This window comes from Actinomadura alba (assembly GCF_014323705.1).
GTDB classification, from domain to species: Bacteria; Actinomycetota; Actinomycetes; order Streptosporangiales; family Streptosporangiaceae; genus Actinomadura_C; species Actinomadura_C alba.
Map to the genome: position 1 here is coordinate 30,767 of NZ_JABVEC010000021.1, position 25,530 is coordinate 56,296.

21 protein-coding genes are annotated in these 25,530 nt (G+C 68.9%); 9 read left to right on the forward strand and 12 right to left on the reverse strand.

From position 1 onward, the window contains the following. Positions 1–4: 4 nt before the first annotated feature. Entirely contained in the window at positions 5–1,249 is a 1,245-nt protein-coding gene (locus tag HKK74_RS25105; RefSeq protein WP_312881736.1) for a diaminopropionate ammonia-lyase, read from the forward strand. A 158-nt stretch (positions 1,250–1,407) separates the two neighbouring features. On the opposite strand, the gene HKK74_RS25110 is transcribed toward HKK74_RS25105, so the two are convergent. Beyond that, positions 1,408–2,208 (reverse strand): SAM-dependent methyltransferase, encoded by an 801-nt coding sequence (locus tag HKK74_RS25110; protein ID WP_222722713.1) that lies wholly within the window; start codon positions 2,206–2,208, stop codon positions 1,408–1,410. Positions 2,209–2,554: 346 nt separating this feature from the next. On the opposite strand from HKK74_RS25110, the gene HKK74_RS25115 reads away from it, so the two are divergent. Beyond that, positions 2,555–3,277, forward strand: a complete 723-nt coding sequence (locus HKK74_RS25115; protein WP_187245808.1) for a LamG domain-containing protein — start codon at positions 2,555–2,557, stop codon at positions 3,275–3,277. 135 nt (positions 3,278–3,412) lie between these two features. Here HKK74_RS25115 and HKK74_RS25120 read toward each other — a convergent pair whose 3' ends face one another. Next, positions 3,413–4,612 carry an HNH endonuclease signature motif containing protein gene (locus tag HKK74_RS25120; protein ID WP_246491971.1) on the reverse strand — a complete coding sequence of 400 codons (1,200 nt, stop codon included), beginning with the start codon at positions 4,610–4,612 and terminating at the stop codon, positions 3,413–3,415. Between the two features lie 256 nt (positions 4,613–4,868). On the opposite strand from HKK74_RS25120, the gene HKK74_RS25125 reads away from it, so the two are divergent. After that, on the forward strand, positions 4,869–5,150 hold the full coding sequence (locus tag HKK74_RS25125) for a TetR-like C-terminal domain-containing protein (RefSeq protein ID WP_246491972.1): 282 nt from the start codon (positions 4,869–4,871) through the stop codon (positions 5,148–5,150). Between the two features lie 27 nt (positions 5,151–5,177). On the opposite strand, the gene HKK74_RS41565 is transcribed toward HKK74_RS25125, so the two are convergent. The 3 genes from HKK74_RS41565 to HKK74_RS25140 form a co-directional block, all read right to left on the reverse strand. Continuing rightward, entirely contained in the window at positions 5,178–5,735 is a 558-nt protein-coding gene (locus HKK74_RS41565) for a DUF302 domain-containing protein (protein ID WP_222722714.1), read from the reverse strand. Between the two features lie 189 nt (positions 5,736–5,924). Next, positions 5,925–7,238 carry a lipase/acyltransferase domain-containing protein gene (locus HKK74_RS25135; RefSeq protein WP_187245811.1) on the reverse strand — a complete coding sequence of 438 codons (1,314 nt, stop codon included), beginning with the start codon at positions 7,236–7,238 and terminating at the stop codon, positions 5,925–5,927. 360 nt (positions 7,239–7,598) lie between these two features. Further along, complete coding sequence (locus HKK74_RS25140) at positions 7,599–7,745, reverse strand: hypothetical protein (RefSeq protein ID WP_187245902.1); 147 nt, start codon at positions 7,743–7,745, stop codon at positions 7,599–7,601. 124 nt (positions 7,746–7,869) lie between these two features. Here HKK74_RS25140 and HKK74_RS25145 point away from each other — a divergent pair, with 124 nt between their 5' ends. The 5 genes from HKK74_RS25145 to HKK74_RS25165 all read left to right on the forward strand — a co-directional run bounded on the left by HKK74_RS25145 (position 7,870) and on the right by HKK74_RS25165 (position 13,366). Beyond that, a complete protein-coding gene (locus tag HKK74_RS25145) occupies positions 7,870–8,526 on the forward strand; it encodes a glycine-rich domain-containing protein (protein WP_187245812.1) in 657 nt (218 codons plus the stop codon). Positions 8,527–8,836: 310 nt separating this feature from the next. Beyond that, on the forward strand, positions 8,837–9,205 hold the full coding sequence (locus HKK74_RS25150) for a hypothetical protein (protein ID WP_187245813.1): 369 nt from the start codon (positions 8,837–8,839) through the stop codon (positions 9,203–9,205). Between the two features lie 27 nt (positions 9,206–9,232). Further along, a complete protein-coding gene (locus HKK74_RS25155; protein WP_187245814.1) occupies positions 9,233–10,429 on the forward strand; it encodes a sensor histidine kinase in 1,197 nt (398 codons plus the stop codon). A gap of 3 nt (positions 10,430–10,432) precedes the next feature. Further along, the gene (locus HKK74_RS25160; protein WP_312881739.1) at positions 10,433–11,131 is read left to right on the forward strand and encodes a response regulator; all 699 of its coding nucleotides are present in this window, start codon (positions 10,433–10,435) and stop codon (positions 11,129–11,131) included. Between the two features lie 111 nt (positions 11,132–11,242). After that, positions 11,243–13,366 carry an MMPL family transporter gene (locus tag HKK74_RS25165; RefSeq protein ID WP_187245815.1) on the forward strand — a complete coding sequence of 708 codons (2,124 nt, stop codon included), beginning with the start codon at positions 11,243–11,245 and terminating at the stop codon, positions 13,364–13,366. Between the two features lie 183 nt (positions 13,367–13,549). Here HKK74_RS25165 and HKK74_RS25170 read toward each other — a convergent pair whose 3' ends face one another. From HKK74_RS25170 to HKK74_RS25200, 7 genes are all read right to left on the reverse strand, one after another. Then, complete coding sequence (locus HKK74_RS25170) at positions 13,550–14,323, reverse strand: maleylpyruvate isomerase family mycothiol-dependent enzyme (RefSeq protein ID WP_187245816.1); 774 nt, start codon at positions 14,321–14,323, stop codon at positions 13,550–13,552. 122 nt (positions 14,324–14,445) lie between these two features. Further along, the gene (locus tag HKK74_RS25175; RefSeq protein WP_312881740.1) at positions 14,446–15,873 is read right to left on the reverse strand and encodes a M1 family metallopeptidase; all 1,428 of its coding nucleotides are present in this window, start codon (positions 15,871–15,873) and stop codon (positions 14,446–14,448) included. A 328-nt stretch (positions 15,874–16,201) separates the two neighbouring features. Then, a complete protein-coding gene (locus HKK74_RS25180; protein ID WP_187245894.1) occupies positions 16,202–17,050 on the reverse strand; it encodes an NAD-dependent protein deacetylase in 849 nt (282 codons plus the stop codon). Positions 17,051–17,242: 192 nt separating this feature from the next. Beyond that, positions 17,243–18,220, reverse strand: a complete 978-nt coding sequence (locus HKK74_RS25185; protein ID WP_187245817.1) for a sulfite exporter TauE/SafE family protein — start codon at positions 18,218–18,220, stop codon at positions 17,243–17,245. Next, a complete protein-coding gene (locus HKK74_RS25190) occupies positions 18,217–18,363 on the reverse strand; it encodes a hypothetical protein (RefSeq protein WP_187245818.1) in 147 nt (48 codons plus the stop codon). The genes HKK74_RS25185 and HKK74_RS25190 overlap by 4 nt, the downstream gene beginning before the upstream one ends. A gap of 1,305 nt (positions 18,364–19,668) precedes the next feature. Continuing rightward, entirely contained in the window at positions 19,669–22,815 is a 3,147-nt protein-coding gene (locus HKK74_RS25195; protein ID WP_187245819.1) for an AfsR/SARP family transcriptional regulator, read from the reverse strand. A gap of 1,386 nt (positions 22,816–24,201) precedes the next feature. Next, complete coding sequence (locus tag HKK74_RS25200; protein WP_187245820.1) at positions 24,202–24,594, reverse strand: hypothetical protein; 393 nt, start codon at positions 24,592–24,594, stop codon at positions 24,202–24,204. A 270-nt stretch (positions 24,595–24,864) separates the two neighbouring features. Between HKK74_RS25200 and HKK74_RS25205 the strand changes: the two genes are divergently transcribed. Further along, positions 24,865–25,338 carry a hypothetical protein gene (locus HKK74_RS25205; RefSeq protein WP_187245821.1) on the forward strand — a complete coding sequence of 158 codons (474 nt, stop codon included), beginning with the start codon at positions 24,865–24,867 and terminating at the stop codon, positions 25,336–25,338. Positions 25,339–25,530: the final 192 nt, after the last annotated feature.

A 25,530-nucleotide genomic window follows, 5' to 3' on the forward strand; every position in this document is an offset into this window, starting at 1 on the left:
GCGGGTGGTGCAGCGTGTCGGCATGCACAATTCCGCTCAGTCCGGCTCGCGCCCCGCCGACGCCGACCCAGCCGCCCCGGACACCGACGCAGCCGCCTCCGACGCCGCAGCCGCCTTCGACGCCGACACCGAACCGTCACAGCGTTGGTACGCACGGCCCGCCGCGCGGTCCTGGACCTGCGGGCCCGCGCCGAGTGGGGTGAGGAGCTTCCACGAGTCGTTGCCGGGCTACGCGCCGACGCCGCTGACCGAGGTCCCCGCGCTCGCCGGGGAGCTGGGCGTGGGCCGTCTCTTCGTCAAGGACGAGTCCGCCCGGCTGGGCCTGCCCGCCTTCAAGGTCCTCGGTGCCTCGTGGGCAGCCCACCGGGCCCTGTCGGCACGTGTCCGCGGTACGGCTCCCGCGACGCTGGGGGAGCTGCGCGAGCGGATCGCGTCCCTGCCGCCGGTACGGCTGGTCACGGCGACCGACGGGAACCACGGCCGAGCCGTCGCGCGCATCGCGCGTCTCCTCCGGCTGCCCGCCCAGGTCTTCGTACCGGACGGCATCCACCCGGCGGCCGTCGCCGACATCACCGCCGAGGGTGCCGAGGTCGCCCGGGTGCCGGGGAGCTACGACGAGGCGGTACGGCAGGCCCGCCGGGCGGCGGACGGGCCATCGGGCCTGCTGCTCCAGGACACCGCCTGGCCGGGGTACGAGGAGATACCCGGCTGGATCGTCGAGGGCTACTCCACGCTGTTCGCCGAGATCGACGAGCAGCTGCGCGCATCCGGCGCGGGAACGGCCGATCTCGTCACCGTTCCGGTGGGCGTGGGCTCGCTCGCCCAGGCGGCCGTCGCCCACTATCGCAGCCGCACCGAAGGCCCGCCGCCGTCGCTGCTGGCCGTGGAACCGGACGTCGCGGCGTGCGTGCTGGCGAGCCTCCTCGAAGGGCGCCCGCGCACGGTGGAAACCGGCATCACGACCATGGCGGGCCTCAACTGCGGCACACCGTCGAGCCTCGCCTGGCCCTTTCTCCGGGACGGCCTCGACACTGCGGTCGCCGTCACCGACGCCGCCAGTGGCCGCGCGGTGTTGGACCTGGGCGCGCTCGGAATCTCCTCCGGTCCCTGCGGGGCGGCGTCCCTGGCCGGCCTGCGCACGGCCCTCGCCGGTGCGGACGGCGCCGCGCGCCGTGAGTCCCTGTCCGCGGGCCGGGACTGCACCGTCGTGCTGCTGAGCACGGAGGGCACCGCCGCCAACCGGCACTGAACCACCACCGCGCCGACGGCGGGGGAGCCGCACGCCGCCACCGAATGGGCCGACCCGGCCTCCGTGCGCCGGGCTCACGACATCCGACCGGCGCCATCGCTGATTTCTGTGCTTGAAAGGGGTCGCGTGCGGGCCCGGGGAAATCGAGCGATACGGCGTCAGGGCCTGCGGAGCACTCCGCCGAACTCCATGGAGTGTTTGTGCTCCTCGCTCTGTGCCCGCATCCCGATAAAGGGAAGCAATGGAGCGTCGACGGGTGCCAACGGCGGTTGCGAGGGGTCCGGCCGCCAGCCGTCGACGTCGAGCAGTCCGGGCTCCACCGATTCCAGTTCTTCCGGGAGGAGTGCGGCGACCTCGTCGGTGGTACGCGTCTTCCAGTCCAGGCCCAGGCCGGTGGCGACTTCGGTGGCCGCGGCCGCCTGTTCCGGCGTCGTGGTGGCGGCCTGGGAGAATGCCAGGTAACTTCCGCCGCGCATTGCGGCCACCAGCGTGGTGAGCATATTTCGCAGTGTCGCGTCGTCCGGAATGGAATGGCCCACCGACAGGCACAGTATGGCGACGGGCTCGGCGAAGTCGATGAGCTCGCGGACCTGCGGATGTGCCAGGATCTCAGCGGTCTCGCGGATGTCCGCCATGATGACCCTGGTCCGGGCGTTCTCGGCCAGGATCGCCCGGCCATGGGTCAGCACCACAGGGTCGTCGTCGACATAGACCACGTTCGCGTCCGGCTGGAATTCCTGAGCGACGTGATGCACGTTCTGCTGGGTCGGCAGTCCGCTGCCCAGATCGAGGAACTGGCGGATCCCGGAATCACGCGCCAGGAAGCGCACGGCACGATAGAGGAAGAGCCGATTCTGCCGGGCGATGTCCAGGCCGCCCGGGATCCGGCGATTCACCTCGAGCACGGCTTGACGATCGACCTCGTAGTTGTCCTTGCCGCCGAGTGAATAATCGTACATTCGGGCCGGAGTGGGCACGCCATTCGTGAAGTCGCGGGACGACGGGCTCTTAGGGGCGGTCACCGGACCAACTCCAAATCTTCACGAGGCGAACCGATCACCACCGTAGTCCAGAATGCGCCGGTACGCTGCCGATCTTGTGGATCCCGGGGTGGTCCGCGGTGCCGGCGAGCAGTCGAGCGAACACCGGAAACGGCGCTGTCGGGGCCTGTCTTCAGGCCTGTCTTCAGGTCGCGGTGCAATGACGACGATGTGCGGATATCGGCGCGCGCAATGGTTGCGGTCGCAGAGCACGCCCAATAGCGTCTCAGTGATCAATACTCGGTGGCGGGTACGGGAGGGCTGGATGATCCTGCGTTCGATCGTCGGCGTCGGCGCGGTCGCGATGGCGGGTGTGCTGACGTTCGCCTCGGCCGCGCACGCCGACAACCCGGTGCACCTCCTCTACACCTTCGACGAGTGCCGTACTCCGGTCGTCGACTGCGCCTCGCGGATCCGCGACCACAGCGGTCACGGGAACACCGGGGTAGTGCACGCCGCCGTGCCAGGAGGCGCGCTCCGGACCGTCGCGGCCGGCCGTGGTCTCGGAGCGCACCTGTCCGGCGCGCTGATCAGGCTGGACTCGACCGCCGACGACGAGGCGTTCAACCCGGGTACGAGGTCGTTCACCTACGGCGCGAAGGTCAAGATGGACACGGCGTTCACCACGGACGCCAACTTCCTCCAGCGCGGCAGGTACAGCGAGACGACCAACCAGTGGAAGCTGCAGCTCGACGCCGGCCGCCAGGGCTGTGTCGTCAAGGGCGACCAAGGACGCGTCATGGTGTTCGCACCGGTCGATCTGGTTGCAGACGGCCGATGGCACACCGTGGCCTGCGTGGTCACCCCGCGGTCCATCACCTATGTGGTCGACGGGCGTACGCACAGTGCCCCCAACACCACCGGCTCGGTGACGTTCGCCGACACCGAACTGCTGCACGTAGGCGGGGTCTTCAACGCCGACGGCACCATCAACGACCCGTTCCCCGCGCCGTTCGACGACGTCTTCTTCGGTACCTGGGGCGACTGAGAACCTCTGCCGTCGAGGCGAGACCTGGCGGCGGCTTGGTTCGGCGCGTTCCACCGTTCGCAGGCTTGGCCGTCGGCTGCTGAGAGGGCGTGCCCCCCCTTTGTTTGGGTCATCGCCGGTTGGCGGTGTCGTCGGTCATGGTCCTTCGGGTTGTCGGTCGCCTTCCTTCGGCTCACTCGGCCAGCTCGGCCGGTCCGGTTGGCTAGGTCGGTTTGGCTGGTTTGGAGGGTTTCGTTTGGTGTCGGGTTGGGGGTGTTTTGCGTCCCAGGGCGGGAGGCAGTGGATGGTGTAGCGGCCGTTGGGGTCCCGGATGGTGTGCACCCGATCAGGGTTGTCTTCGATCCATCGGTTGTGGAACCCGCACGCCGGGGCGAGTTTGTCGATGTCGGTGGACGCACCCAGCTTCCATCCGTCAACGTGGTGGATTTCGCAGAGTCCGGTGGGGATGTCGCATCCGTCCACGACGCAGGTGGCGTACAGGGCGCGGAGTACCTGGCGTTGCCGTGGGGTGGCGAACCGGGTGGTGCGCCCGAGGTAGAGGGGGTGTCCGTCGGGTCCGAGGATGAGGGCGGACACTCCGGCGTTGAGGGCGAGTTGCCGCACCCGGGGCGCCGGGACGGGCGTCCCATCGGGCAGCCGCCCTGGCACGTTCGCGCCGTGCAGGGTCTGGAGTTGGATGATGACCATGAGAGGACTGCGCTGGTGCCCCTGCGACAGCACACTGATCAGCGCGTCCGCGACCCGTTGGGCGTGGTCGCGGTCGTCTCCGGCGCCGGTGGGGGTGGCCAACGGTTCGAGGACGTCGTCGAAGATGGCGGCGTCCTCGGGGCTGAGCCAGCCCTTCACCCAGGCGGCCCCGTCCAGGCTCTTGGACTTCTCCACCCAGGAGCGCTTGAACGGCCGCTTGGCCTCGGCCGGTGGTTCCTCGGTGTCGTCGCGGTCGGCGACCACCTCACCGATCCGCTCACCCGCACGCGCGACCTGACCCGCCGAGAATCCCTGGTCTTTGAGGTCGAGCAGGGAGGCTTCGGCGGCTGCGGTGTCGTCGTCGTTGAGCCGGTTGACGGCGTGGGCGATCGTGCTCGCATACCCCAAAGGCAACTCACCCGAGGCCCACTGCTTGGCCACCAATGGCAGCCGCCGCAACTGACGCGACAGCAACACCCGCTCATTCGCCCGCCCGGTGCGCATCCCCAGCTGCTTCCTGAGCCACGCCGACGTGGAGGAGAACCCCCACCGGCGCACCTCACCACTACGGTCCACCACGCCGATCAGGGACGACAGGGCGGCCTCACCCACATCCAGGGTGCGACCGAGGGACTGGGTGAGTTCCATGCACGCGGCCGGGGACTCGACCGCAGGGCGGCCGGCCAACTCCAGCACGACCGCCGACGCCGCCTCCACCAACTGCCCGGGGGAGGCCGCATCAAGATCGATCGTTACTGACCGCACACTCAAACTCTACTGAAAGTCACCGGCAAGAGTCGAACAAACATTCGACTTCGGAGGTGACAATCGCCTTCCCTGCGAGGATCGGGTCGGCTGATCCGTCACCTGCCTGGCCTGCGACATCGACGTCCTGCTCGACGTCCTGCTCGACGTCCTCGCCGACCTCGTACCGCAGGGTGGGACCGGTGCGCCGAGCGTGCTGGACGACCAGCTCGGTGAGTGGGCGCGAGACCGCCGCATGGTCGGCGGCGGCCCCGCCGTCGCGCTCCGGGCGGTCGGTGTCTGGACCCGCTTGCACGGCTTCGTCAGTCTGGAGATCGAGGGGAACTTCGCGTCCATGGGCCTCGACCCCGAACTGCTGTACGACATCGAGGTCACCGCGCTCCTGCGGGCCGACGGCGCCGAGGCCGGGCCATCGCGCTGAGGTGCTGAAGAACGGGCCGTTCCCCGGCTATCCCTGATCCGGACGACGGCCGGCGGGCTCTCCCGTGAGGGCGCTCGGAACGGGGACCTCGAGATGCCGCAGCAGCGCCGCGACCTTCCGGTCCAGGTCGATCCCGACCTCGGTGATCCGCGGATCACCGAAGCCGCGGAACTGGGCGCTGGGCTGGTCCATCGACAAGCGGGTGATGCCGTCGGCGCCCTCGGCGATGACGGTGCGCAGTGGCGCGTAGAGCAGGATCGAGGGTTCGTGGCGGAACATGCGCTCCGCGATGGTGTGATTGCCCATCAGGTACTCGACGCACCGGAAGGGGTCACCGGCCAGCCGCATCATCGGGTGCGCCTCGTACCTCCAATAGATCATGAAGTGGTGGGGGGCGGACTCGTCAGCGAGGTCGAGTACCTCCTGCCAGCCGGCGGCACGCGCCACCAGCGCGTCGAACCGCTCCGCCGGATACTCCGGAACCGCTCGTTCGTAGCGCGAACGGAAGTCGTCGAACGGCGCCCCGGTCTCGATCGTGAATCGGATGGCCTGGTAGGCCACAGCGGCGGTGCGTTGCTGATCCACGGCGGTGCTCCTCGTCCGTAGCCGGCCCGGGCCCCCGGTCGGCACCATGCCGGGCCCTGGAGCCCGGACAGTGGCCCGGTCTCCAGGTGTTCATACCCAGCAGCCGCGCCCCGCCAGGGGTACGACGTCGGAACCGCGGGAGGCGATCCTGGCTGAACTGTCGGCACGAAGGTCACTGGTGGGCGGGCGTCAGCGCACGTAGTCGTCCAGCTGCACCGAGATCCGGTGCTCGTTCGACGGCAAGCTCGGGATCGTCAGCGAGTCGACGTGGCCGTCTCCGCCGCGAGGATGCGACACCACCGAGATCGGGCGGTCCGGCCGTCCGGCAGCGGGAACGTACAGGTCCAGTCCGGTGATGAAGGGCTGCGCGAAGAACTGGGGGATCGGCGCGCTCAGGTCGGTGACACCGTCACTCCCGGCGTCGTAGGCGAAGATCCCGATCGTCCGCTTGGTCCGCGGGGTATTGGCGGCGTTCAGCACCTCGCGTCCGTTGATCCGTAGCGAGTCGCCGGCCGCGCCCTGGTCGCCCCACCACTCCTTCTGGCGGTTGATGACCAGGGCGGAGTGCCGCTCGCTGACGTCCATCAGGCCCGCGAGCCCTTCGCCCGGCCTGCTCGTGAGCAGGCGGACCAGCGCGTCGGTGCGGCGGAAGGGCTCGAAGTAGAGATGGTGGACGGCCGTGCCGCTCCACACCACCGCGAACTCGTAGTGCGCGTCGCCGCGTGCCTTGAACGGTCCCCATGATCCGTCGCCGCTGATCTGGTAGGTCGCGGCGGGCCTGCGCGTCGTGCGCTCACCGGTGCGCGGGTCCACCCGGTAGATCTCCAGGCGGGCGCCATCGGCACCGACGTTGGTCGGGAAGAGCACGGCACGGCCGGACAGCCGCACGGTCCCGTGCTGCGGGGTGACCGCGGTCGTGCGCGGCGACCGGCCCGTGAAGAACGCGTAGAACCGGGCGAAGGTGTCGGTCGAGGTGACGACCTGGGTGTGGGACTGGTCGGAGAAGTAGACGTTGGCGGCGCCGCCGACCTTTCGTTCGGTGGACCCCTCGCCCCACACGGCGAGGGTCGGTACGCCGCCCGGAAGGTCGGCCGAGCTCGCGCCGTCGAGGTTCACGTAGTGCGCGACGGTGGCCGCACGCGCCGGCGAACTCCGCAGGTACGTCTGCATGAGGCTGGTGCCGAGAGAGTGCGCGAGCAGGTCGACCCGGTCGGCTCGGGTTTTCTTCCGCAACCGGGCGATGCGCTGGTCGAGTGCCGCGAAGACCTGCTCCCGGGTGTTCACGGTGAACAGCGAGTCGTACTCGTGGGCCTCGATGTGGTCGGCCGGATAACCGTTGGCGGCCAGCCGCCGCGCCTGCGTCTCGAACTGACCGCCCGAACCGCTGAAACCGTGTACGAAGACGACCGGCCGCAGCCGGTGGCCGCCCGCATGAGCGGCGGGCGGCATCACCACGGGCACCAGGAGCAGTGCGGACAACAGGGCGACGAACCTTCGGAACATCGCGTAGCCCTCTCTCTAGCCACGACACTCCCGCATGCGGACCGTGACGGCGACCGTTCCGGGAACCCATGCCAGGGCTGCGAGGTCAGGTCACGGCACCGCCGACTCCGGGAGACCGGATGTCAGCATCCGATCATTGGGTACGGGCGTCAAGAGAGCCGAAGCGATCAAGGTACCGACCTGTGACGGTGCCCAATCTCGGCAGGCCGTGGCGTTCACCGCTCACAAGCCGCCGTCGCCCCGCGAGGCTCTCTGCGCAGTCAGGTCGACCTGTGGATGTCCTCGCGGACCTCGTCGGCAAGCTGGTGGATCTTCTGTTCGGTCTCGTGCAGCCTGGCCTGGGCGTCGCTCAGGTCGGGTTCAGAACGGCCAGGTCTGCGACCGGCCGGCTTTCAGGAGCGGGATCATCGGGAAGGCCGCGTCCGACAGCCCGCCGAAGGTGTGCCCGTTGGCGGACCTGACGGCGCCGCTCACCGCCGCCACCGTAGCGTAGTCGTACAACTCCACTGAGTAGTCATATGGTTGGTGGCCACAAGCGCAACATCCATAACGCAAGCACGGAGAGCCCATGCACACCACCCAGCCCAACCGTCGTACCGGCCACTTCATCTGTCGCGTCAGAGGAGGCATCGTGGGTGTCGCAGCGGCGGCCGGCGTATTGATGCCGGTGGCCGCAGCCGTTCCCGCCCACGCCCAGACCACAAAGCCCTACAGCACACCGGGCACGTACACCCTCACCGTGCCCCAAGGCGTATCCCAGATCAGGGTCGTCCTCACCGGGGCCGGGGGAGGCGGCAGTATGGGGACCCGCAACGAGGCCTACATGGTCCCTGGCAGTGGTGGGGGCGGGGGCGCCACCTCGTTCTGCACCCTGGCCGTCCGCCCCGGCGACACACTGACCGTCACCGTCGGCGCCGGCGGCGCCGCACCAAACGGCGACGGCCTCTCCGGGACGGCCTCCTCCATCAGCTACAGCGGTTCCGGCGGCGCCAGCGCCGACGCCGGCGGCGGCGGCCATACCGGCCCCAGCGGCCACGGCAACGCGGGCGGCGCGGGAGGCTTCAATGCCACCTGGTGCGCCGGCAGCGACGCCGGACAAGACTTCGGCAAGGACGGCGCGCCCAGCGTGGGCAAAGACGCGGGAGGCGCCGGAGGCGCACCCGGCGCCGGGGTATCCAGCGCCTGCCCCGCCGGCACCGGCCGAGGCGGAAACGGCGCCAACCCAGCTCCTCCCCCCCACCAGCGCGGCCTCCCCGGCGGAAACGGCTGCGTCGTCATCACCTACTGACACCCCGCTCCCGGCCGACGAACTGCTCCCGGCCCAGGAGCCGGCGATGCGCGTGCACCGCCTCTGGGCCGGGCAGTGGTAGCGCCGTTGCGCCGGATCGCGCTTCGCGGTGTAGTCGTAGAACTCCCGGTCGGTCCCGGTCTCCAGCGGCGGTAGCGGCCGCAGCTCCCCGCCGCCTCCAGGAGGCCGCCGGTGATGGACGCCCCGGGCAGGAACTTCTCGGCCACGAACTCGCCGTACAGCTCGCCGATCCGGCAGGAGCCTAGGTTCTTCATACCCGTGCTCGAGGACGATCTCAGGTCCCGGCGGAGTGCGGCAGCGCCGAGCGCGGTGCCGGATAGCGCGCCGCCTCCTCCGGGGCCGCTGGCCACAGGGGCAGATCGCGCGGCTGGCCGAGCTGGAGTCCGAGGAGGCCATCGCGCAGCGTGAGATGGCGACCGGCCGGCTCAAGGAGACCCAGCGCCTGCAGTACGAGCGGGAGCTCGCCGATCTGCGGGCGCGCAACGAGGCACAGCAGTACGACACCGAGGTCGCCGAACGGCTGCGGCGCCGGCGACCGGCGACGACAGGCCGGCTTCCTGACGACGCGGGGAGACGCACCACCCCCACGGCTTCGTCGCGGGTGAGCCGACTCCCTCGTGAGAGTGAGGACGCCGTGACGCCCGGCGTTCGATACTGAGGGTCGTCGGCACCAGGAGCAGATCAGATGGGCAGCGTCACCGCGTACGCGCAGCGGCTCGCGAAGCGGGCGCAAGGGCTTCCGCCGCTCGCCGTCGACGCGGTCATCGTCATCGTCTGCTGGATCAACACGGTCCTCCAGGCGGGCATCGACGAGCAGCTCGAGTGGTGGGTTCCGCTCGCGGCCACGGCCAATTCGGTGCCGTTGCTCTGGAGACGCCGGTATCCGTTCGAGATCACGATGATCATTGGTGTCAGTACGACATGGCTGTCCGTGGTGGGCATGCTGGGCGACCTGCCTCCGGCGCAACTGGTCGCCACCTACACGTTCGCCGCTCTGTGCCCGCCGGTGGAACGTGTGATCGCGATGGCCGGCACGGTCGTCGGCTTCTCGATATCGATCTTGATTCCCGAGGACAAGGTCCTCAACCTGGGCCCGGTGGCGATCGCCTTCGCCGTGGCGTACGCGCTCGGCACCGCCGCCCGGGCGCGCCGCGACCGGATCGCGATGCTGGAGGAGCGGGCACGCCGCCTCGGGGAGGAGCAGAGCGCCGCCGCCGCGCGGGAACGCCAGCGGATCGCCCGGGAGATGCACGACATCATCGCCCACTCGATGAGCATGATCGTCATACAGGCCGAGGCCGGTCCGCTGGCCGTGCGCAGTGACCCGGACAAGGCGGAGCAGGTGTTCGACACCATCTCGGCTTCGGCCAGGGAGGCGCTGACCCAGCTGCGCCGGACCCTCGGCGTGCTGCGGTCCGAGGAGCCGACCCGGCGGCCGCAGCCGGGGCTCGATGCCCTGCCCGCGCTCGTCGAGGACGTCCGGCGCACCGGCCTGGCCGTCACGTTGGAGGAGGACGGCGACGCGCGGCAGGTGCCGCCCGATCTCGCCGCGACCGTGTACCGGATCGTCCAGGAGTCGCTGACCAACACGGTCAAGCACGCTGCGGCGAGCACCGCCTGGGTCCGGCTGACGTGGCGCCATGACGCGCTGCGGCTGGAGGTGGGCGACGACGGGCACGGTGCGGGCGGCGAAACCGGCCAGGGCGGGAACGGCCAGGGCGGGAACGGGCCGAGTGGGAACGGCCAGGGCGGGAACGGGCCGGGCGGGAACGGGCTGGTCGGGATGCGCGAACGGGTCGCCGTGGCCGGTGGCGAGCTGACCTTCGGCCCTGGTCCGGACGGAGTGGGCTTCCGTGTCGTGGCAGGTTTGCCGTTGAATTAGGCCGTGCCCCCCGAGCAGAGCATTCGTGTCCTCCTTGCCGACGACCAAGGGCTGGTGCGCGACGGCTTCGCGATGATCCTCTCCGCCCAGCCGGACATCACGATCGTGGGTGAGGCGGCCGACGGAGCCGAGGCGATCCGGGCGGCGCGCGAGCTCGACCCGGACGTGGTGCTGATGGACGTCCGGATGCCGAACGTCGACGGGATTGAGGCCACCGCGGCGATCTGCCGGGAGACCCGCGCAAAGGTACTGGTGCTCACCACGTTCGACCTCGACGAGTACGTCTACGACGCGCTGCGCGCCGGTGCCAGCGGTTTCCTGCTCAAGGACATGCGGCGCGGAGAACTGGTCGACGCGGTACGGGTGGTCGCCGCCGGCGAGGCGTTGCTCGCGCCCACGGTGACCCGCAGGCTGATCGCCGACGTGGTCGGGCGTGGTGGCCCCGTGGCGGCCGGTCCTCGTACGGACGCGCGGCTGGAAACGCTCACCGTCCGGGAGACCGACGCGCTGCGTCAGGTCGCCAGGGGACTGTCCAACGCCGAGATCGCGCGGGCGATGTACGTCACCGAGCACACCGTCAAGACGCACGTCAGCAGCCTGCTGAGCAAGCTCGGTCTGCGTGACCGGGTACAGGCGGTGGTGCTGGCCTACGAGTCGGGTCTGGTGCAGCCGGGAGAGACCTCGCCGCCGGCTCACTCCTGAGACGGAGTCGCCCGTTCGTGAGAGCGGGCCGCAGGTCCGCTCTTCGCGGCGATTCGCGACCACGGGTCCAACGATCAGCATCAGGGCAGCTGTCAAACCTTGGAGGCTGTCATGATCCGTACGATTTCCGGGTTCGCCGCCCGACGGCCGTTCGTCGTCATAGTGGCGTGGCTCACCATCGTCGGCGTCGGATTCGGCATCGGCGGCGGGGTGTTCGACCGGCTCGTTCCCGACGTCGGCACCGTGCCCGGCAGTGAGTCCGGCCGCGCGGCGGATCGGCTCGCCGACGCGGCGCCGAGACCCGAGACGCTGACCGCGGTCGTGGCCGGCCGGCCGGCCACGGACCCGGCGCTGTGGCAGAGCGTCACGGCGGCCATCGAGAAGACACGGGCGGTGCCGGGCGTCGCCGAGGTGTCCGAGCCGCTGCCGTCGGCCAAGACCGGCAACGCCCTGCTGGTCGAGGTCACGCTGGCGCCCGGGGACGGGCAGGAGGCGGCGGCGGAGGGTGCCGCCGAACGGCTGCGCGGCATCGACGCCGGGACGGTCGCCATCGGCGGCGGACCGTTGTCGGACACCGAGTTCGACGAACAGGCACAGAAGGACGTGGCCCGGGCCGAAATGATCAGCATGCCGGTCGTACTGGTCCTGCTGCTGGTGGTCTTCGGCGGTCTGCTGGCGGCCGGGTTGCCGCTGCTGGTGGCGGTGGTGGGCATCGGGTCGACCTTCGGCGTCCTCTATGCCTTCAGCAGCGTCACCGACATCTCCGTCTACGTCATCCAGGTCACCACGATGCTCGCCATCGGACTGGCGGTGGACTACGCGCTGCTGGTGGTCAACCGGTTCCGGGAGGAGCGCGCCACCGCGCCCGACGTGTCCGCCGCGGTCGCCCGTACCGCCGCCACCGCCGGCCGTACCGTCATGTTCTCGGGCCTCACCGTGGCGGTCGCGCTCGCCGGGCTGACCGTCTTCCCGGATCCGTTCCTCCGCTCTATGGGGCTGGCCGGCTCCGCGGTGGTGCTGGTGGACATGGTGGCCGCGCTCACGCTGCTGCCGGCGCTGCTCACCGAGTTCGGCCACCGGATCTCCCCGGCGAAGCGGCGTGCGGGTGGCGGCATGTTCGCCCGGGTGGCGCACATCGTGCAGCGGCGGCCGGTGGTCACCCTGGTCGTCACCGCCGGAGCGATGGTGGCGCTGGCCGCTCCCGTCCTGGGGCTGCACATCTCCGAGGGCGACCCCCGGATGCTGCCGGGCTCCACCTCGACCCGCCAGATGTGGGACGAGCTCACCGTCCACTTCCCGGACCAGGCACGGTGGTCCGGCGATATCCAGGTGCTCGCCGACACGGCGGCGAACGACCCCGAGCTCGGCCGGCTGCGCGAGGCGATCGCGGCCGTGCCCGGAGTCACCGAGGTGAAGGTGGAGGAGTTCGGGCCCGAGCTGACCGCGTTGCACGCCACGCCGCGCGGTGCGGCCGACGGCGCGGAGGCCCGTGCCGCCGTCACCGCCATCCGCGATCTGCCGGCGCCCTTCGGCGTCGAAGTGACCGGAGACTCGGCTCAGCTCGTCGACTACCGCGCGATGCTGGCCGAACGGCTGCCCTTGGCGGTGGCGCTGGTGGTGTTCGGCACGCTGATCCTGCTGTTCGCCTTCACCGGCTCGGTGCTGCTGCCGATCAAGGCGATACTCACCAACCTGCTCAGCATCGGTGCCGCGCTCGGCGTCGTCGTCTGGGTGTTCCAGGAAGGGCATCTGGCCGGGCTGCTCGGCACCGAGGGCCTGGGCTACGTGCACCTCACCGTCCCGGTGCTGATCGGCGCGATCGCGTTCGGGCTGTCGGTGGACTACGAGGTGTTCCTGCTGTCGCGGATCAGGGAGCGGTGGCTGGCCGGAGCCGGCTCCCGGGCTTCGGTCGCCGAGGGCCTGCAGCACACCGGCCGCATCGTGACCGCGGCGGCCGCGATGATCGCGGTGGTCTTCGCCGGGTTCGTCTTCGGCGGCTTCGTCCCCATCAAGGCGATCGGGTTCGGGCTGGCGCTCGCCATCCTGCTGGACGCGACCATCGTCAGGATGCTGCTCGTCCCGGCCACCATGACTCTGCTGGGACGGGGCAACTGGTGGCTGCCGCGCCCACTGCGACGCGTGCACGCGCGGGTGGCCCTGGCCGAATCGGCGGCCGACCCGGCTCAGGCCTCGTCATCCCCGCCGCGGTCCGAACCGGCGCTGACCCGCTTCTGACCCGCTTCGATCCCCTACTGACCCGCTACTGAGCCGCTGTCGCCCCACCGCGCCACTCGCCGCCGGCCGAACGCGCGGATCTCCGGATCCGCATGGTTCGGCCGGCGGGCTTGTCGGTCTCGCGACCGGGGCAGGCCGTACCGCCGTGACCGGGCAGGCCGTACCACCGTGGACCGGGGACGGTCAGAAGACCGACAGTTCCCGCCACCGCTCGAGCAGATCAGCGGCACCGAAGATCTCGAACTGCCCATCGGCCGGCTGGACGCGGCCGTAGGTGAGGAGCAGCAGATCGCGTGCCGGCCCGCGGACCGCGACGGTGCCCTTGCCGTGGCCGGGTTCCCAGGTGAACCCCTCGGCGGCCAAGGTGATCATCCATTCTCCGTCGGCGTCGGTGGCGTGGAGGTGTACGGTCTCGCCTTTCCCACCGAGGTCCGCGGAGTGCTCGCCGCCGCGCGTGTACGCCTGGTTGGTGAGGAACTCGTCGATGCCGTCGACGGCGACGTCCCGTTCGATGTGCGGCGCGCGGCCCACCGCGATCTCGGCGTCGGCCCGGTGCACGGTCGTCTCGTGCAGCATGCGGCGGGACCACCAGTGGGCGTGATGGTCCGGACCCCATGCCCACATCGGGGTGCCGGAACCGACCGCACGCAGCGCCGTGACGAGCGGCCCGGCTCCGGAGGCGAGCCACGCCGGATAGCCGGATTCGGCGGCGGGTAGGTCGATCGGCACGTCCCGTTGCGACACAGGTTCCTTGGCGCGGTGAGCCACGATGTGCTCCGCCCACCTGTGCACGATGCCGACGTGCTTGATGAGCTTCGCGACCGTCCAGCCGGGGCACGACGGAACCGGTGTGGCCGGGTCCACCCCGTCGACGACTTCGGCGAACCGCATGATCTCGGTTTCGATGGCCGAGCAGTAGCGCTCGTGCTCCCAGTGGCCCTCGGCTGATCCGCGCATGGCGTGAGCCTACGAGGTCGTGGTCCGGCGCACGACCCCGGTGTCCACCGCGGGCGGCACGGGCCGCGGACGCGACAGACCCCGGCCGCGACCGGGCCGGGGTCTGCCGGGTACGTGCCTGCTCAGACGGAGGGCTTGCCGTCGGTGTAGAGCCACTTCTGGAACAGGGTGTCCAGGTTCTTGTGGGTGAGGCGCTCGGTGAACTGGACGAACTCCTCCGTCGTGCTGTAGCCGTGGCGCTGCGCCTCCGGCCACGCCTTGATCAACTCGAAGAACGCCTTGTCGCCGATCTCCTTGCGGAGCGCGTGCATGGTCAGCGCGCCGCGCGTGTAGACGAGGTCGTCGTAGATGTGGTCGCGGCCCGGGTCGGCCACCTTGCCGGACCAGTCGGTGTCGGCGGAGTCGTACGCCTCGTCGAAGTGCTGCTGCGCGGTGTCGCCGCCGTGCTGCTCGGTGTACAGCCACTCCGTGTAGGTGGCGAAGCCCTCGTTCAGCCAGATGTGCTTCCACTGGGCCGGTGTGACGGAGTTACCGAACCACTGATGGCCGAGTTCGTGGGCGATGAGCCCGGCGCTGGGGATCGCGCCGGCCCGGCTGCGCGCGTACACGGGCCGCGTCTGGGTCTCCAGCGCGTAGCCGACGTTGGGGGCGAGTACGGTGACGCCGCCGACGGAGGAGAACGGGTAACGGCCGAACACCTTCCGCTGCCACTCGATGACGTCGGCGGTGGACTTGTTGAAGTCGGCACCGGCCGTGGCCTGGTTCGCCGGGAGGATCGCGGCCGGGTCGACGGCGGTGATGTTGCGCAGGCCGCTCGCGGTGCGCGTGTCCTTGACATCGAACTTTCCGATGGCGACCATCACCAGTTCGCTGGCGGTGGGCTGCCGGTCGACCCAGCGGAAGGTCGTGGCCGACCCGTGTGTCCGCGTGCCGGCCGGCTCGCCGTTGGCCAGCACCTTCAGATCCTTCGGCACAGTGATCGTGAAGTCGTACGTCGCCTTGTCGCTGGTCGTGTCGTTGACCGGGAACCAGGTCGCCGAGCCGAACGGTTGCGACACAGCGACCGCGCCGTCGTGCGTGGCGATCCAGCCGGAGACACCGAGCGCGTCGTCGTCGATGTTCTGCGGTACGCCGGAGTAGGCGACGTCGACCGTGAACGACTGCCCGCGCCGCAGGCCCTTCGGCGGGGTGATGACGAGTTCCTGCGCACCGGTCCGCTGATAGGACGCCTTGCGCCCGCCGACGGTCAGTGCGCTGATCTTCAGTGGGCCGAGAAAGTCGAGGTTGAAGCGGGACAGGTTCTGGGTGGCACGGGCACGGATCGTCGCGTGGGCATCGATCGCCTTGGTGCCCGGGTCGTACGTGAGCGAGAGGCTGTAGTGCTGCGCGTCATAGCCGCCGTTTCCCATGTCCGGGAAGTACGGGTCGCCGGCGCCGGGCGCACCGGGGGTGAAACCGCTCTGGGCCTGAGCGGCGGACAGCGGGATGAGCAGACCGGCCACGGCGGTGATCGCCGTGATCGACAGGGCTCGTGGAGTGATTCTCGCCACGAAGATCTCCAGATTTCTTCAGTGTGCAGAACGCCCGACGGGGCGACTCGGAGCTGCGTGGACCTCTGCACATCACAGGAGAACAGGGGGTCTCGACTGCTCGCTGGTCACCGGGTCAGGCGGCCGAATGGGTCCTACCGTACAGCCAGAGATGCTGTAGTTTGCGAGGTTCGTCCCTTACCGAGATCTCAACTCGCGCCGCTCGCGGAGGGTCAGCGGGGTGCACTGCACCCGCGCTCCACCCGCGCTCCACCGCGGCAGGGCCGCCGCCGCGAACAGCATCCACGTCCGGCACGCGTACGCGCAGTACGCCCCGTACACCGGACGCCTAGGGATCGATCGCGCTGGTTCGCGCGGTCAGTGCCGTGAGCGCGGTGAGCGTCGAACCGAGTGGGGTGTCGAGGGTGAGGACGGCGTGGGCGTCGCCTCGGGTCGACCCCTGGTTGACGATCGCGACCGGAACGGCGTGTTCGGCGGCGTGGCGGACGAATCGGTAGCCCGACATCACGGTCAGCGACGACCCGAGGATCAGCAGGGTCCCGGCCCGCTCGGTCAGGGCGTAACACTCCTCGACCCGAGGTCGTGGCACGTTCTCGCCAAAGAAGATGACGTCGGGTTTGAGCACGCCGCCGCAGTCGCGGCAGTCAACGAGGTGGAAGGCCTCGACCTGGTCGTCGGCGAGGACCGCGTCGCCGTCGGGATTGATCGCGGCGTCCTGTGCGTCCCAGCGGGGGTTGGCCTCTCGCAGGCGCTGGTCGAGCAGCGCCCGCGAGGAGCGCCGGCCACAGGCGAGGCAGGTGACGCGATCCAGGCTGCCGTGCAGTTCGATCACGTCCTGCGCACCGGCGGCTTGGTGCAGGCCGTCGACGTTCTGCGTGATGATCCCCGAGATCAGCCCGCGGCGCTGCAGTTCCGTCACGGCGCGATGCCCCGCGTTCGGCGCCGCACGAGCGACGTGCCGCCATCCCAGGTGGCTGCGCGCCCAGTACCGCCGGCGGGCCGCGACGCTGCCGATGAAGGTCTGGTACGTCATCGGCTCGGCCCGCCGCCGGCGGCCGGTCTCTCCGCGGTAGTCCGGGATACCGGACTCCGTCGACAGGCCGGCCCCGCTGAGGATGACCACGCCGCCGTCCGCGATCCGATCCGTCAACTTCGCGAGCGCGGGGTCGCCGTACATGTCAGACGGGCCGGGCAGCGTGCCGAATCCGCCACCCGGGTCCTCTTGTCCCGCACGAGTCACTTGTCCATGGTGCCTGACGTCCGCGCCCGCCCGCGCCGTGGCCCCGGCGGCTCGTGGTCGCACGTCAGCGGGTCCGGCGCCGGTGGAGGCGCCGGACCCGTCTTCCGCAGCTTCACGAGGGGAGGGGTGTCAGGTGGTGACGAGCCAGCCGGCCGAGAACAGACCTGTGACGAACACGAGGCCCCGCAGGTACGTCGGCTCGAGTCGTTTGCCGAGTATGGCGCCGAGCCAGCCGCCGAACACCGCGCCGCCGCCGAGCAGCAGAACCGGCTCCCACACCGGCAGCAGATGACCGGTCGCCACGAAGACCACGGTCCCCGTCACGTTGATCGTTGCCGCGGTGAGGATCTTGAGGGCGTTGATCTGCTGGAGTGATGTACGGGGGAACGTCGCGTTGAACACCGAGAACAGCATCACGCCGAGGGCCACCACCCAGTAACCGCCGTAGACGCTGGTGGCCAGCATCAGGGCCCACGGTCCCAGTCTGCGATGGCTTCGCGGCGGCCGTGGCTTCGCGGCGGTGGCGTGGTCGTCCGCGTCGTGGTCCGCGTCGTGGTCCGTGTGGGCGTCCGCGTCGTCGTCCAGATCGGCGGCGGGCGCGTCGAGGTACGCCCCGGAGAGAGTTGGTCCGGAGGCGGCCTTGACGAGGGATGGTCCGGACGCGGCCTTGGCGAGCGCCTCGGCAGGGCGCGTCACGGGCTCGGGCTCGTGGGGTGGCAGCGTGGCCCGCGCGGCGCGGCGGATCATGAGTGGTTGTACGGCGACCAGGACCGAGGCCGCGAGGATGAGCACCGGAGCGGCCACTGTGAAGAATCTGGCCGGCAGCGTGAGGAGGAGCGCACTGCCGATCAGAGCACCCACCACGGCCACTGCAATGATCTTGCCGATGAGCGCCGGGTTCTTGGGCAGGTGCGTGCGGTAACCGTAGGCGCCGGAGATCCCGCCGGGCAGCAGTCCCAGGCTGTTGATGACATTGGCCCACACGGGCGGGTAGCCCAGCCAGACCAGGGCGGGGAAGCTGATGAGTGATCCTCCCGCCACGATCGTGTTGAGCGCGCCCGCAGCCACCCCCGCGATCACGAGGAAGACCATGTCCGCCCAGGTCATGACAGAACCCCGGGCGACGCGAAGGTGACGATCGTGGTGGCGTTCGAGACCTCGGCGACCTCTCCGAGGAGCAGGATGTGCGTGCGGTGGCGGAGGACACCTGTCCGCCGCGCTTCGAGGACCCGCGTTCGTGTCTCATCCATGATTGGTTCCGTCGGCCTCATGGCAACCCCTCATCGATTCATCAGCGGATCCAGGTCCTTGGAGAGGTCGGCAGCGACGCTGACTGAATTGTCCTGAGAACACCCTGTTGACAACGCGAGCACTGTCGTGCACTCTCTTCAAATCGCCGTTGACAGGTGCTGAGTGCGTGATCCGCGTCAGGCGCCATTCAGAACGAGACGTTGCCATCTGCAGCTCTCCAGGCCGGTTCTTCGACTCCGCAGGCGAGGTTCGTCGCCTGCCTGCCAGGATGCGCGCTGCACCTTGATGAGAACCTTGCTGATACCTTGCAGTCCAGGTCAGCGGGTGAATTCGCCGCGTTACGAGTCGGCGGCCGGCTATTCGACGTGGTCAGCCGAGAAACCACAGGTGCCGATGTTCGCACAGTCGGCAATGGGGCCTTTGTGGCGCTTGAGACATGAGCGACCGGGGCCGTCGCACAATGGACCGACCGGGTCGGCGTCGAGCCACCACAGCAGGGGGCCGGCGCCCGTCAGGGCTGGATCGACCTGAGGCCCACGCGGTAACGGGCCCACAAGGTAACGGCCGGGCGTGCCGGTCAACGGCCGGCAGCAGGCTTTTGAACAGGTTCGGACGGGTGATAAAGAGCGTCGACCGTCGTTGGTGAAGACGGTGAAGGGCATGCCAAAATAGCTGTTCGGCAATAACGGCTTGCGGCATGCGCCGTCGTCAATCACTGTGGAACGACGGCCGACCGCTCTTTACGACGCAGCGGGCTGCATGAAGCTGTCTCCGAAGGCATTACTTCGGCGGCCTGCTCGGCCCGCTTACCGCCCCGCTTGCTCGCCGATGACCAGCTTCTATCGGCGGCTGGTGCCCGGGAAGAGACCGGTGAACGTGGTCTACGCGCCGGCGCTGATTCGGGGACACCGGGGTCTTTGTCGGAGTACTGATCGCGTTCGAGGATGACGGTGATTTCCGGTTGCGCGACGGGGGCTCACTCCGACCTGATCGACACTTGGATTCGAGTTTTTTTTACCGCTACGACGTCGGCGGCTCGGGGTGACCGCCGCCCTGCTGACTCAGGCCAGCCCGAAGAAGATCATCTGGAAAGCGCGTGCCACCACTACCTCCTCTCATTAGTACCTCTTTGTCACATTCGTCGCATCGTAGCGGGCATGCGAAGGTCGCGGGGGGCATTTGACAACTTCGGTTAGTCAATCGCGTGACGATGAAGCCGTGGCAGTGGATGACCTGGGATTATAGAGATACGACTACAGAGAGAAGTGCTCAGTGACCGTCGGGATAAGAGGTCAGCGAGAAGGTCAGGAAACGCTCAATCCAAGATCATGCAATTGTGCGCGCAGAGCTTCTCCCTCAGGCACGTTCAGTCGGTCGAAGATGGCGAGTGCTTCACTCCATAGCGGTTCGGCCGCGTCGTGACCCTGGATACGGAGGGTCGCGTCGCCGAGCCCCTCGAGACAGCACGCCTCCTCGTAGGGATCGGCGAGGTCGCGGGCGAGCGTCAACGCCCGTCTGAAGTGGCCGAGTGCCGCAGAGTATTGGCCGGAGCCACGATGTACCTCACCGATGCCGCGCAGCGCGCGCGACTCCTCGAAGGGGTCGGCGATCACCTGTGCGATGCCCAGAGCCTTTTGGTGGTGGATGAGCCCCTCGGCATACCGTTGATCACGTACATAGGTGGCACCGATATTGTTAAGAACATTCGCCGTATTCCGGCGGTCACCCGTGGCCTGATAGATCTTCAACGCCTCACGGTAGAAGCGCAGCGCCTCATCGGGTTCGTCCAAAGACTGGTGTGCGTTTCCGATGTTGTTGAGGACCACGCCCTCGCTCTGCGCCCATCCGATGTCCTGTATCGCGACCAGGGCGTCGTGGAACATCCGCATCGCCCGCCGGCCGTCCCCGAGGCGCAGGGCGATCTCACCGATGTTGTTCTGCACCTGTGCCTGGACGCGCCTGTCCCCGATGTCACGGTTGAGGGTGATGACCTCCTCGAAGTCGGTCACGGCCTCCAGGTACATCCCCGCCTGCCACAGCGCGACCCCCTTGTGGATGAGGGCCTGGCATTCACCATGTGGGTTGCCCACGCTGCGGAAGATCTCGAGAGCCGCCTCGGCATGGGAGAGCGCCGCCTTGAACCTCCCCGAGTACCAGCACACGCGGGCCTGCTGATCAAGCGTCTCCGCCTCGCCGACGTGATCGCCGATGGATCGGTAGATCGCGAGGGCGTCGTTGGAGTAGCTCAGCGCCAGGTCGAAGTGGCCGGTGTGGCCGCGCACCAGGCTGAGCTCCAGCAGTGCCTTGGCCTCGCATTCCCGCATGCCGGTGGTGCGGCAGACGACCAGGGCCTTCTCGTGGGTCACCACGGCGTCGTCCCAGTACCCGAAGCGCTCCAGGAAGGTGGCGAGGACCTGTGGGAGCTGCCAGGCGTGGGACGGCCATTGGTGGTCCGCCGCGTACTGCGCGCTCGCGACGAGGTTGACGCGTTCGGCCTTCAGCCACTCCTGGGCCTCTTGGACGCTCTCGAGCAGGGGCGGGGCATCAGGGACATGGACGATGTCGACCTGGGTGCGCCGTAGGTGCGCGTACATGACACGGTCGGCCTTGTCCGCGATGTAGAGGTAGTGGTCGAGGAGCCTGTGGACGGCTTCCCGCGCCTCGTGCTCGGGCTCCTCGGCCAGGGCGCGTTCGGCGGCGTACTTGCGCAGCAGGTCGTGGAATCGTACCCGCCCGGCGACGGCCTCCTCGATGAGGTGGTGGTCGAGCAGCTCCTCGAGAATGCGTTCGCAGGTGTCGGGGGTACAGCCGATGAGGGCGGCGGCCGACTGCACGGTGAGATCGATTCCCGGGTGTAGGCCCAGCCGGCGGAACGCCTGACGGACCTCGTCGGTCAGCCCGCGGTACGACAGCTCGAAGGCGGCCGCCACGTCTCTGTCGCCCGCCCGGATCTCGGCCAGCTGGAGCCTGGCCCGGGAGAGCCGCGTCGCGAGATCGGCCACGTTACGGGCCGGCCGGTGGCGGAGTTGATTCGCCACGAGCTGGATGGCCAACGGCAGGCGCCCGCACAGCCGTACGACCGATCCGACGTCATCGGCCCCCATCGCGCGGTCCTCGCCGGCGGCCTGCCGGAACAGGGCGGCGGCGTCCTCGGCTGGGAAGACGTCGAGGGAGACGGAGTTGACGCCCTCGAGGTCGGTGAGCCTGCGGCGGCTGGTGACCAGCACCAGGCAGCCGGATGTCCCGGGCAGAAAAGGGCGGATCTGGTCCTGATCCGCCGCGTCGTCCAAGATGATGATCGCTCTTCGGTCGGCCAGCTCGCTCCGCCACAGGGCGGCTCTGCCTTCGAGAGAGGCCGGTATGCGATTGCGTGCGACGCCCAGGAGGCGGAGCAGGCCTCCGAGCCCGTCGCGGGGATCGAGAGGTTCATGGTTCGGATCGTGACCGCGGAGCCGGAGGAACAGTTGGCCGTCCGGATAGCGATCCGCCAGTTGGTGCGCCACATGTACGGCCAAGGCCGTTTTGCCTACCCCGGGCATCCCGTCGATGACCTCGATCGGGCCCGCGTTGCCGAAGGATCCGTTCTCGAGAGAGTTGACCAGCCGCTCCATCTCGGCGGCACGGCCGGTGAAATTGGGGATGTCCCTCGGCAGGTCGTTCGGAGATTCCCGCTGGACGATGTTGCCACGAGACGGTGGAGCGGCGAGGTCCGCATCGCCGCGCAGAATGCGCTGGTGCGCCTCTTGCAGGGCCGGCCCGGGCTCCATTCCCAGTTCCATGTCCAGGCGGAGGCGGGCTTGGCGATAGGCGGCCAAGGCATCCGCTTGCCGACCGCAGCGGTAAAGGGCCACCATTAAGTACTTCACGAACTCTTCGTCAAGAGGGTGCTGGGCTATAAGCCCGTACAGTTCTGCGACGAGTTCCGCGTGGTGGCCCAGATCGAGCCGGACGGCGATGCGTCTTTGCGTCGCCGCCCGTCGCTCGCTTTCAAGGCCGGTGCGAATTTCGGCGGCCCAGTCGCCGTCCATTCCGATGAGCGCTTCGCCCCGCCACAGTTGGTCGGCTTCGCGCAGCAGTTCCAGGGCGTGTTCGGCGTCGCCGCTCTCGGCCACCGCCTGGGCCTGATCGCACAATCTCCGGAACTGGTGCAGGTCGACGGTGTCCGGGTCGACCTCGAGGCTGTAGGCCCCGGAACCGGAGCGAAGCCGGGCCCGCCCATCCTCTAGCGCGTTCAAACGCCCACGGAGGCGGGCGATATAGGCGTACAGACTGTCACGTGGTTTGGGCGGCGGGTTCCCGGCCCAAAGCCTGCCGATCAGCGCTTCGGTGGGCACCGGGCGGCCGGGCGCCAACAACAAGATCGCGAGCGTCTGCCGTTCCTTGGCCGAGCCAAGCTCGAGTCGCCGACCGTCGGCCCACAACTCCACGGGACCGAGAATGCGGAACTCCACTGGAGCCCTTCCTCGGGTTGGCTTTTCGACTAAAACGATCTTTACACTCAGGGCGTGAAAAATCTAGGAGGAAAATAAATGTCTATGACCGATATAGGCCGGAATATGATCTCCGGGGGTACTGTGGCACGGAGCAGCAGACTAAGCTATCGGCCGGTTCACATCAAGGCGCGCATCGAACGCGTGCTCGCCTGCGGGTACTGGACCGGCGGGCGACGCCACAGAGCGGCCTGAGAAGGCAGAACATCGGGCTGATCGATATCCCCGGCGGAATGGCGTGCCGCCCGGCGGCGCGTGCGCCGGGTCGCCGGTGCTCGGGAGGTCGCGGGGCCGGGGCCGGTGGGGGCACGTGAGCGGCCGCCGTCACCGGTGCCGGCGCGGCCCCGCCGAACGGGCCGAAACCCGGTGGCCGGGTCGGTGACCGGCTCGCCCGTCCGGTGCCGACATGTTCCGCGGGCCCGGTGCCGACATGTTCCGCGGGCTCGATGCGCGCCGGTCGAAGAGGGCACCGCGAGTGCCGGAGTGGCGCATTTTCCGGGGATAGGCCCCCGGCCCACTTTTATGCTCTAGCGGGCCGGGGCCTTGGTCTTTCCTGGGTTCCCGCCAATGGCCGGGAGTTGCACTTTCTCTTGCTCAGCTGATCGCCCGCACGGGAAGCGCGCAGTAACGCACATTCGATTCCCGGGCGGCCGGTTCCGCTGGTACCACCTATTCAGCTAGGAGTTTCCTCGGGCGCCGGGCATGCATGTTCCGTAGTGTCCCTTTCCGCACATCGGGCAAAGGATGAGAAACATCAAGACCTCCTTGGGGCGTGCCGAATCGAGCCGTGTCGGCCTTCCTGCGGGAACCGTTCCGATCCCGAGCCATTCGTCAGGTCGGCTTGTCGCGCAAATTGCTCGACGACGAGCAGGCCTCAGCCGTTCTCGGTGAGCTCTCCTGCTTCTCCGCACTGGAAGTCGCCGACTGTGGCGCCAAGTGCCGACATTGATCCGCGTTCAGTGGAGCTGCCTTGCCAGGAATATGTCAGCGCAGCGGTCTTCCATATGGCGTTGGCGACGAGCTCAGAGCGACCGGAGACGCTCTCCGCAGGTACTGAGCGACCAGTACACCAGAACCCGGTCGGCCGTGAGGCGTATTTAGCTCAACTTTTGGGGATACACCGCAAACTTAGATATATGTTCCCCATTGGGGTCTGCTGTCACGGGTGTCGGAATTAAGGCTTCTCTGTGCCACTTTCGACCGTGTAGCTGCCGGTCCGGAGCGATCAACCCTGGCCGCAGTACGGTCCGGCTCACACTCTCCACGACCTGCTCGACGTCGTCGCCCGGCCTCCGGCGCGCCGGAGGCCGGGCGGTCCCCGCTGAGAATCAGAGTCCGAGAGCGACCTCAGCCGCAGTGCACGTCGATGATTCCCTCAGTGGGGTTGGTGTGGCCGACCTGCCCCCAGAGGGAGATGCACGCACCCGGCGCATACGTTTCCACCGGTCCGGCGTAGTACTGGAACTTGCCGTCGTCCTTGTCGGATCCGTTGGGCCCCGAGATGGCGACGTACATGTACTGGTACGTTCCGGGCTTGTTCGTAAAGGTCATCGCGCAGTTCCGGCGCGTGGCGGAGTTGTAGTAGACCGCGATGTACCCGCCGGTGATCCCCCAGTTCCTCAGGTGAGTACCGGAGCAGGTGGCCGCCGTGGCCGGGCCCGCGGTGCCCACGAGCAGGCCGGCGCCGACCGTGAGCGAGCAGGCGAGGCCCAGCAGCTTCTTCGTCACGTTCTCTCTCATACATCCTCCTTGATCGCTGATCCGCCTCCTCCACGAACTGTCCGGAGATGTGGTTCCGGTGCCACCGTTCCTGCCGCTTGCTCTGTGCCGGACATCGCCGCGGAACCGCCTCGCCGTGCCGGACGGGTGGCAACCGCAGGGGTATCCGGGGCTGCCGGGAATACATCCGCGGGTTCAGGCGGATCGCTACTGCAGGTGGACGTGGCCTTCGTCCGTGGTGGCCTAGCGTTACGAGGTGTTCCGGCGATTCCCGAAAATGAGGTGGCCTGCATGCGGCAGGAAGTAAAGAAGGGCCCCGGTGCGTTGCGGCGGTCGCTGGGGATGCCGCTCCCGGTGATCGTGGCGCTGGCGGCGCTCGGCGTTCCCCGGGTGGTCGCCCACGACCTTGATCTGGTGGGCGGTGGAGTGAACGCCGTCTTGGTGTTCGGCCCGGTCGTCATCTGGATCGCCGTCGTGTTGTGGCGGCGTCTGCCCAACCCGTTCGCGACCCTGCTCGCTGTGGGCCTGGTGTACGGTGCCCTGCTGGCCGTCACGCATCAGATCCTGTGGAACGAGGCGTTCGGGGAGGACCCGCCTCGGCTGGGCGGGAACCTCGAAGGCGAGCTGTCACCGGCCGTCGAGTCGCTGGTCGTGCGGACCTTCGCGTTCGGCAGCAGCGTGCTCACCGGTGTCCTCGTCGGCGTCATCGCCGGTGCGGTGGGGTGGCTCGCGGCGCGCGTCCTGCCGGGCCACGGCTCTCGGTGAGCGCCGCGACATACCCGTACACGCGGCTGGGGCGTGCGGGGCGACCCGCGGCGGCGTACGGCCACCGCGGGAGCATCACCGCGGGAGCATCACCGCGGGAGCATCACCGCGGGAGCTAGGGGAGCTAGGGGAGCCAGGGGAGCGAGGATGGCCGAGGCGCCGTGGCCTCCGAACTCGCCGCGAACGCGGTCG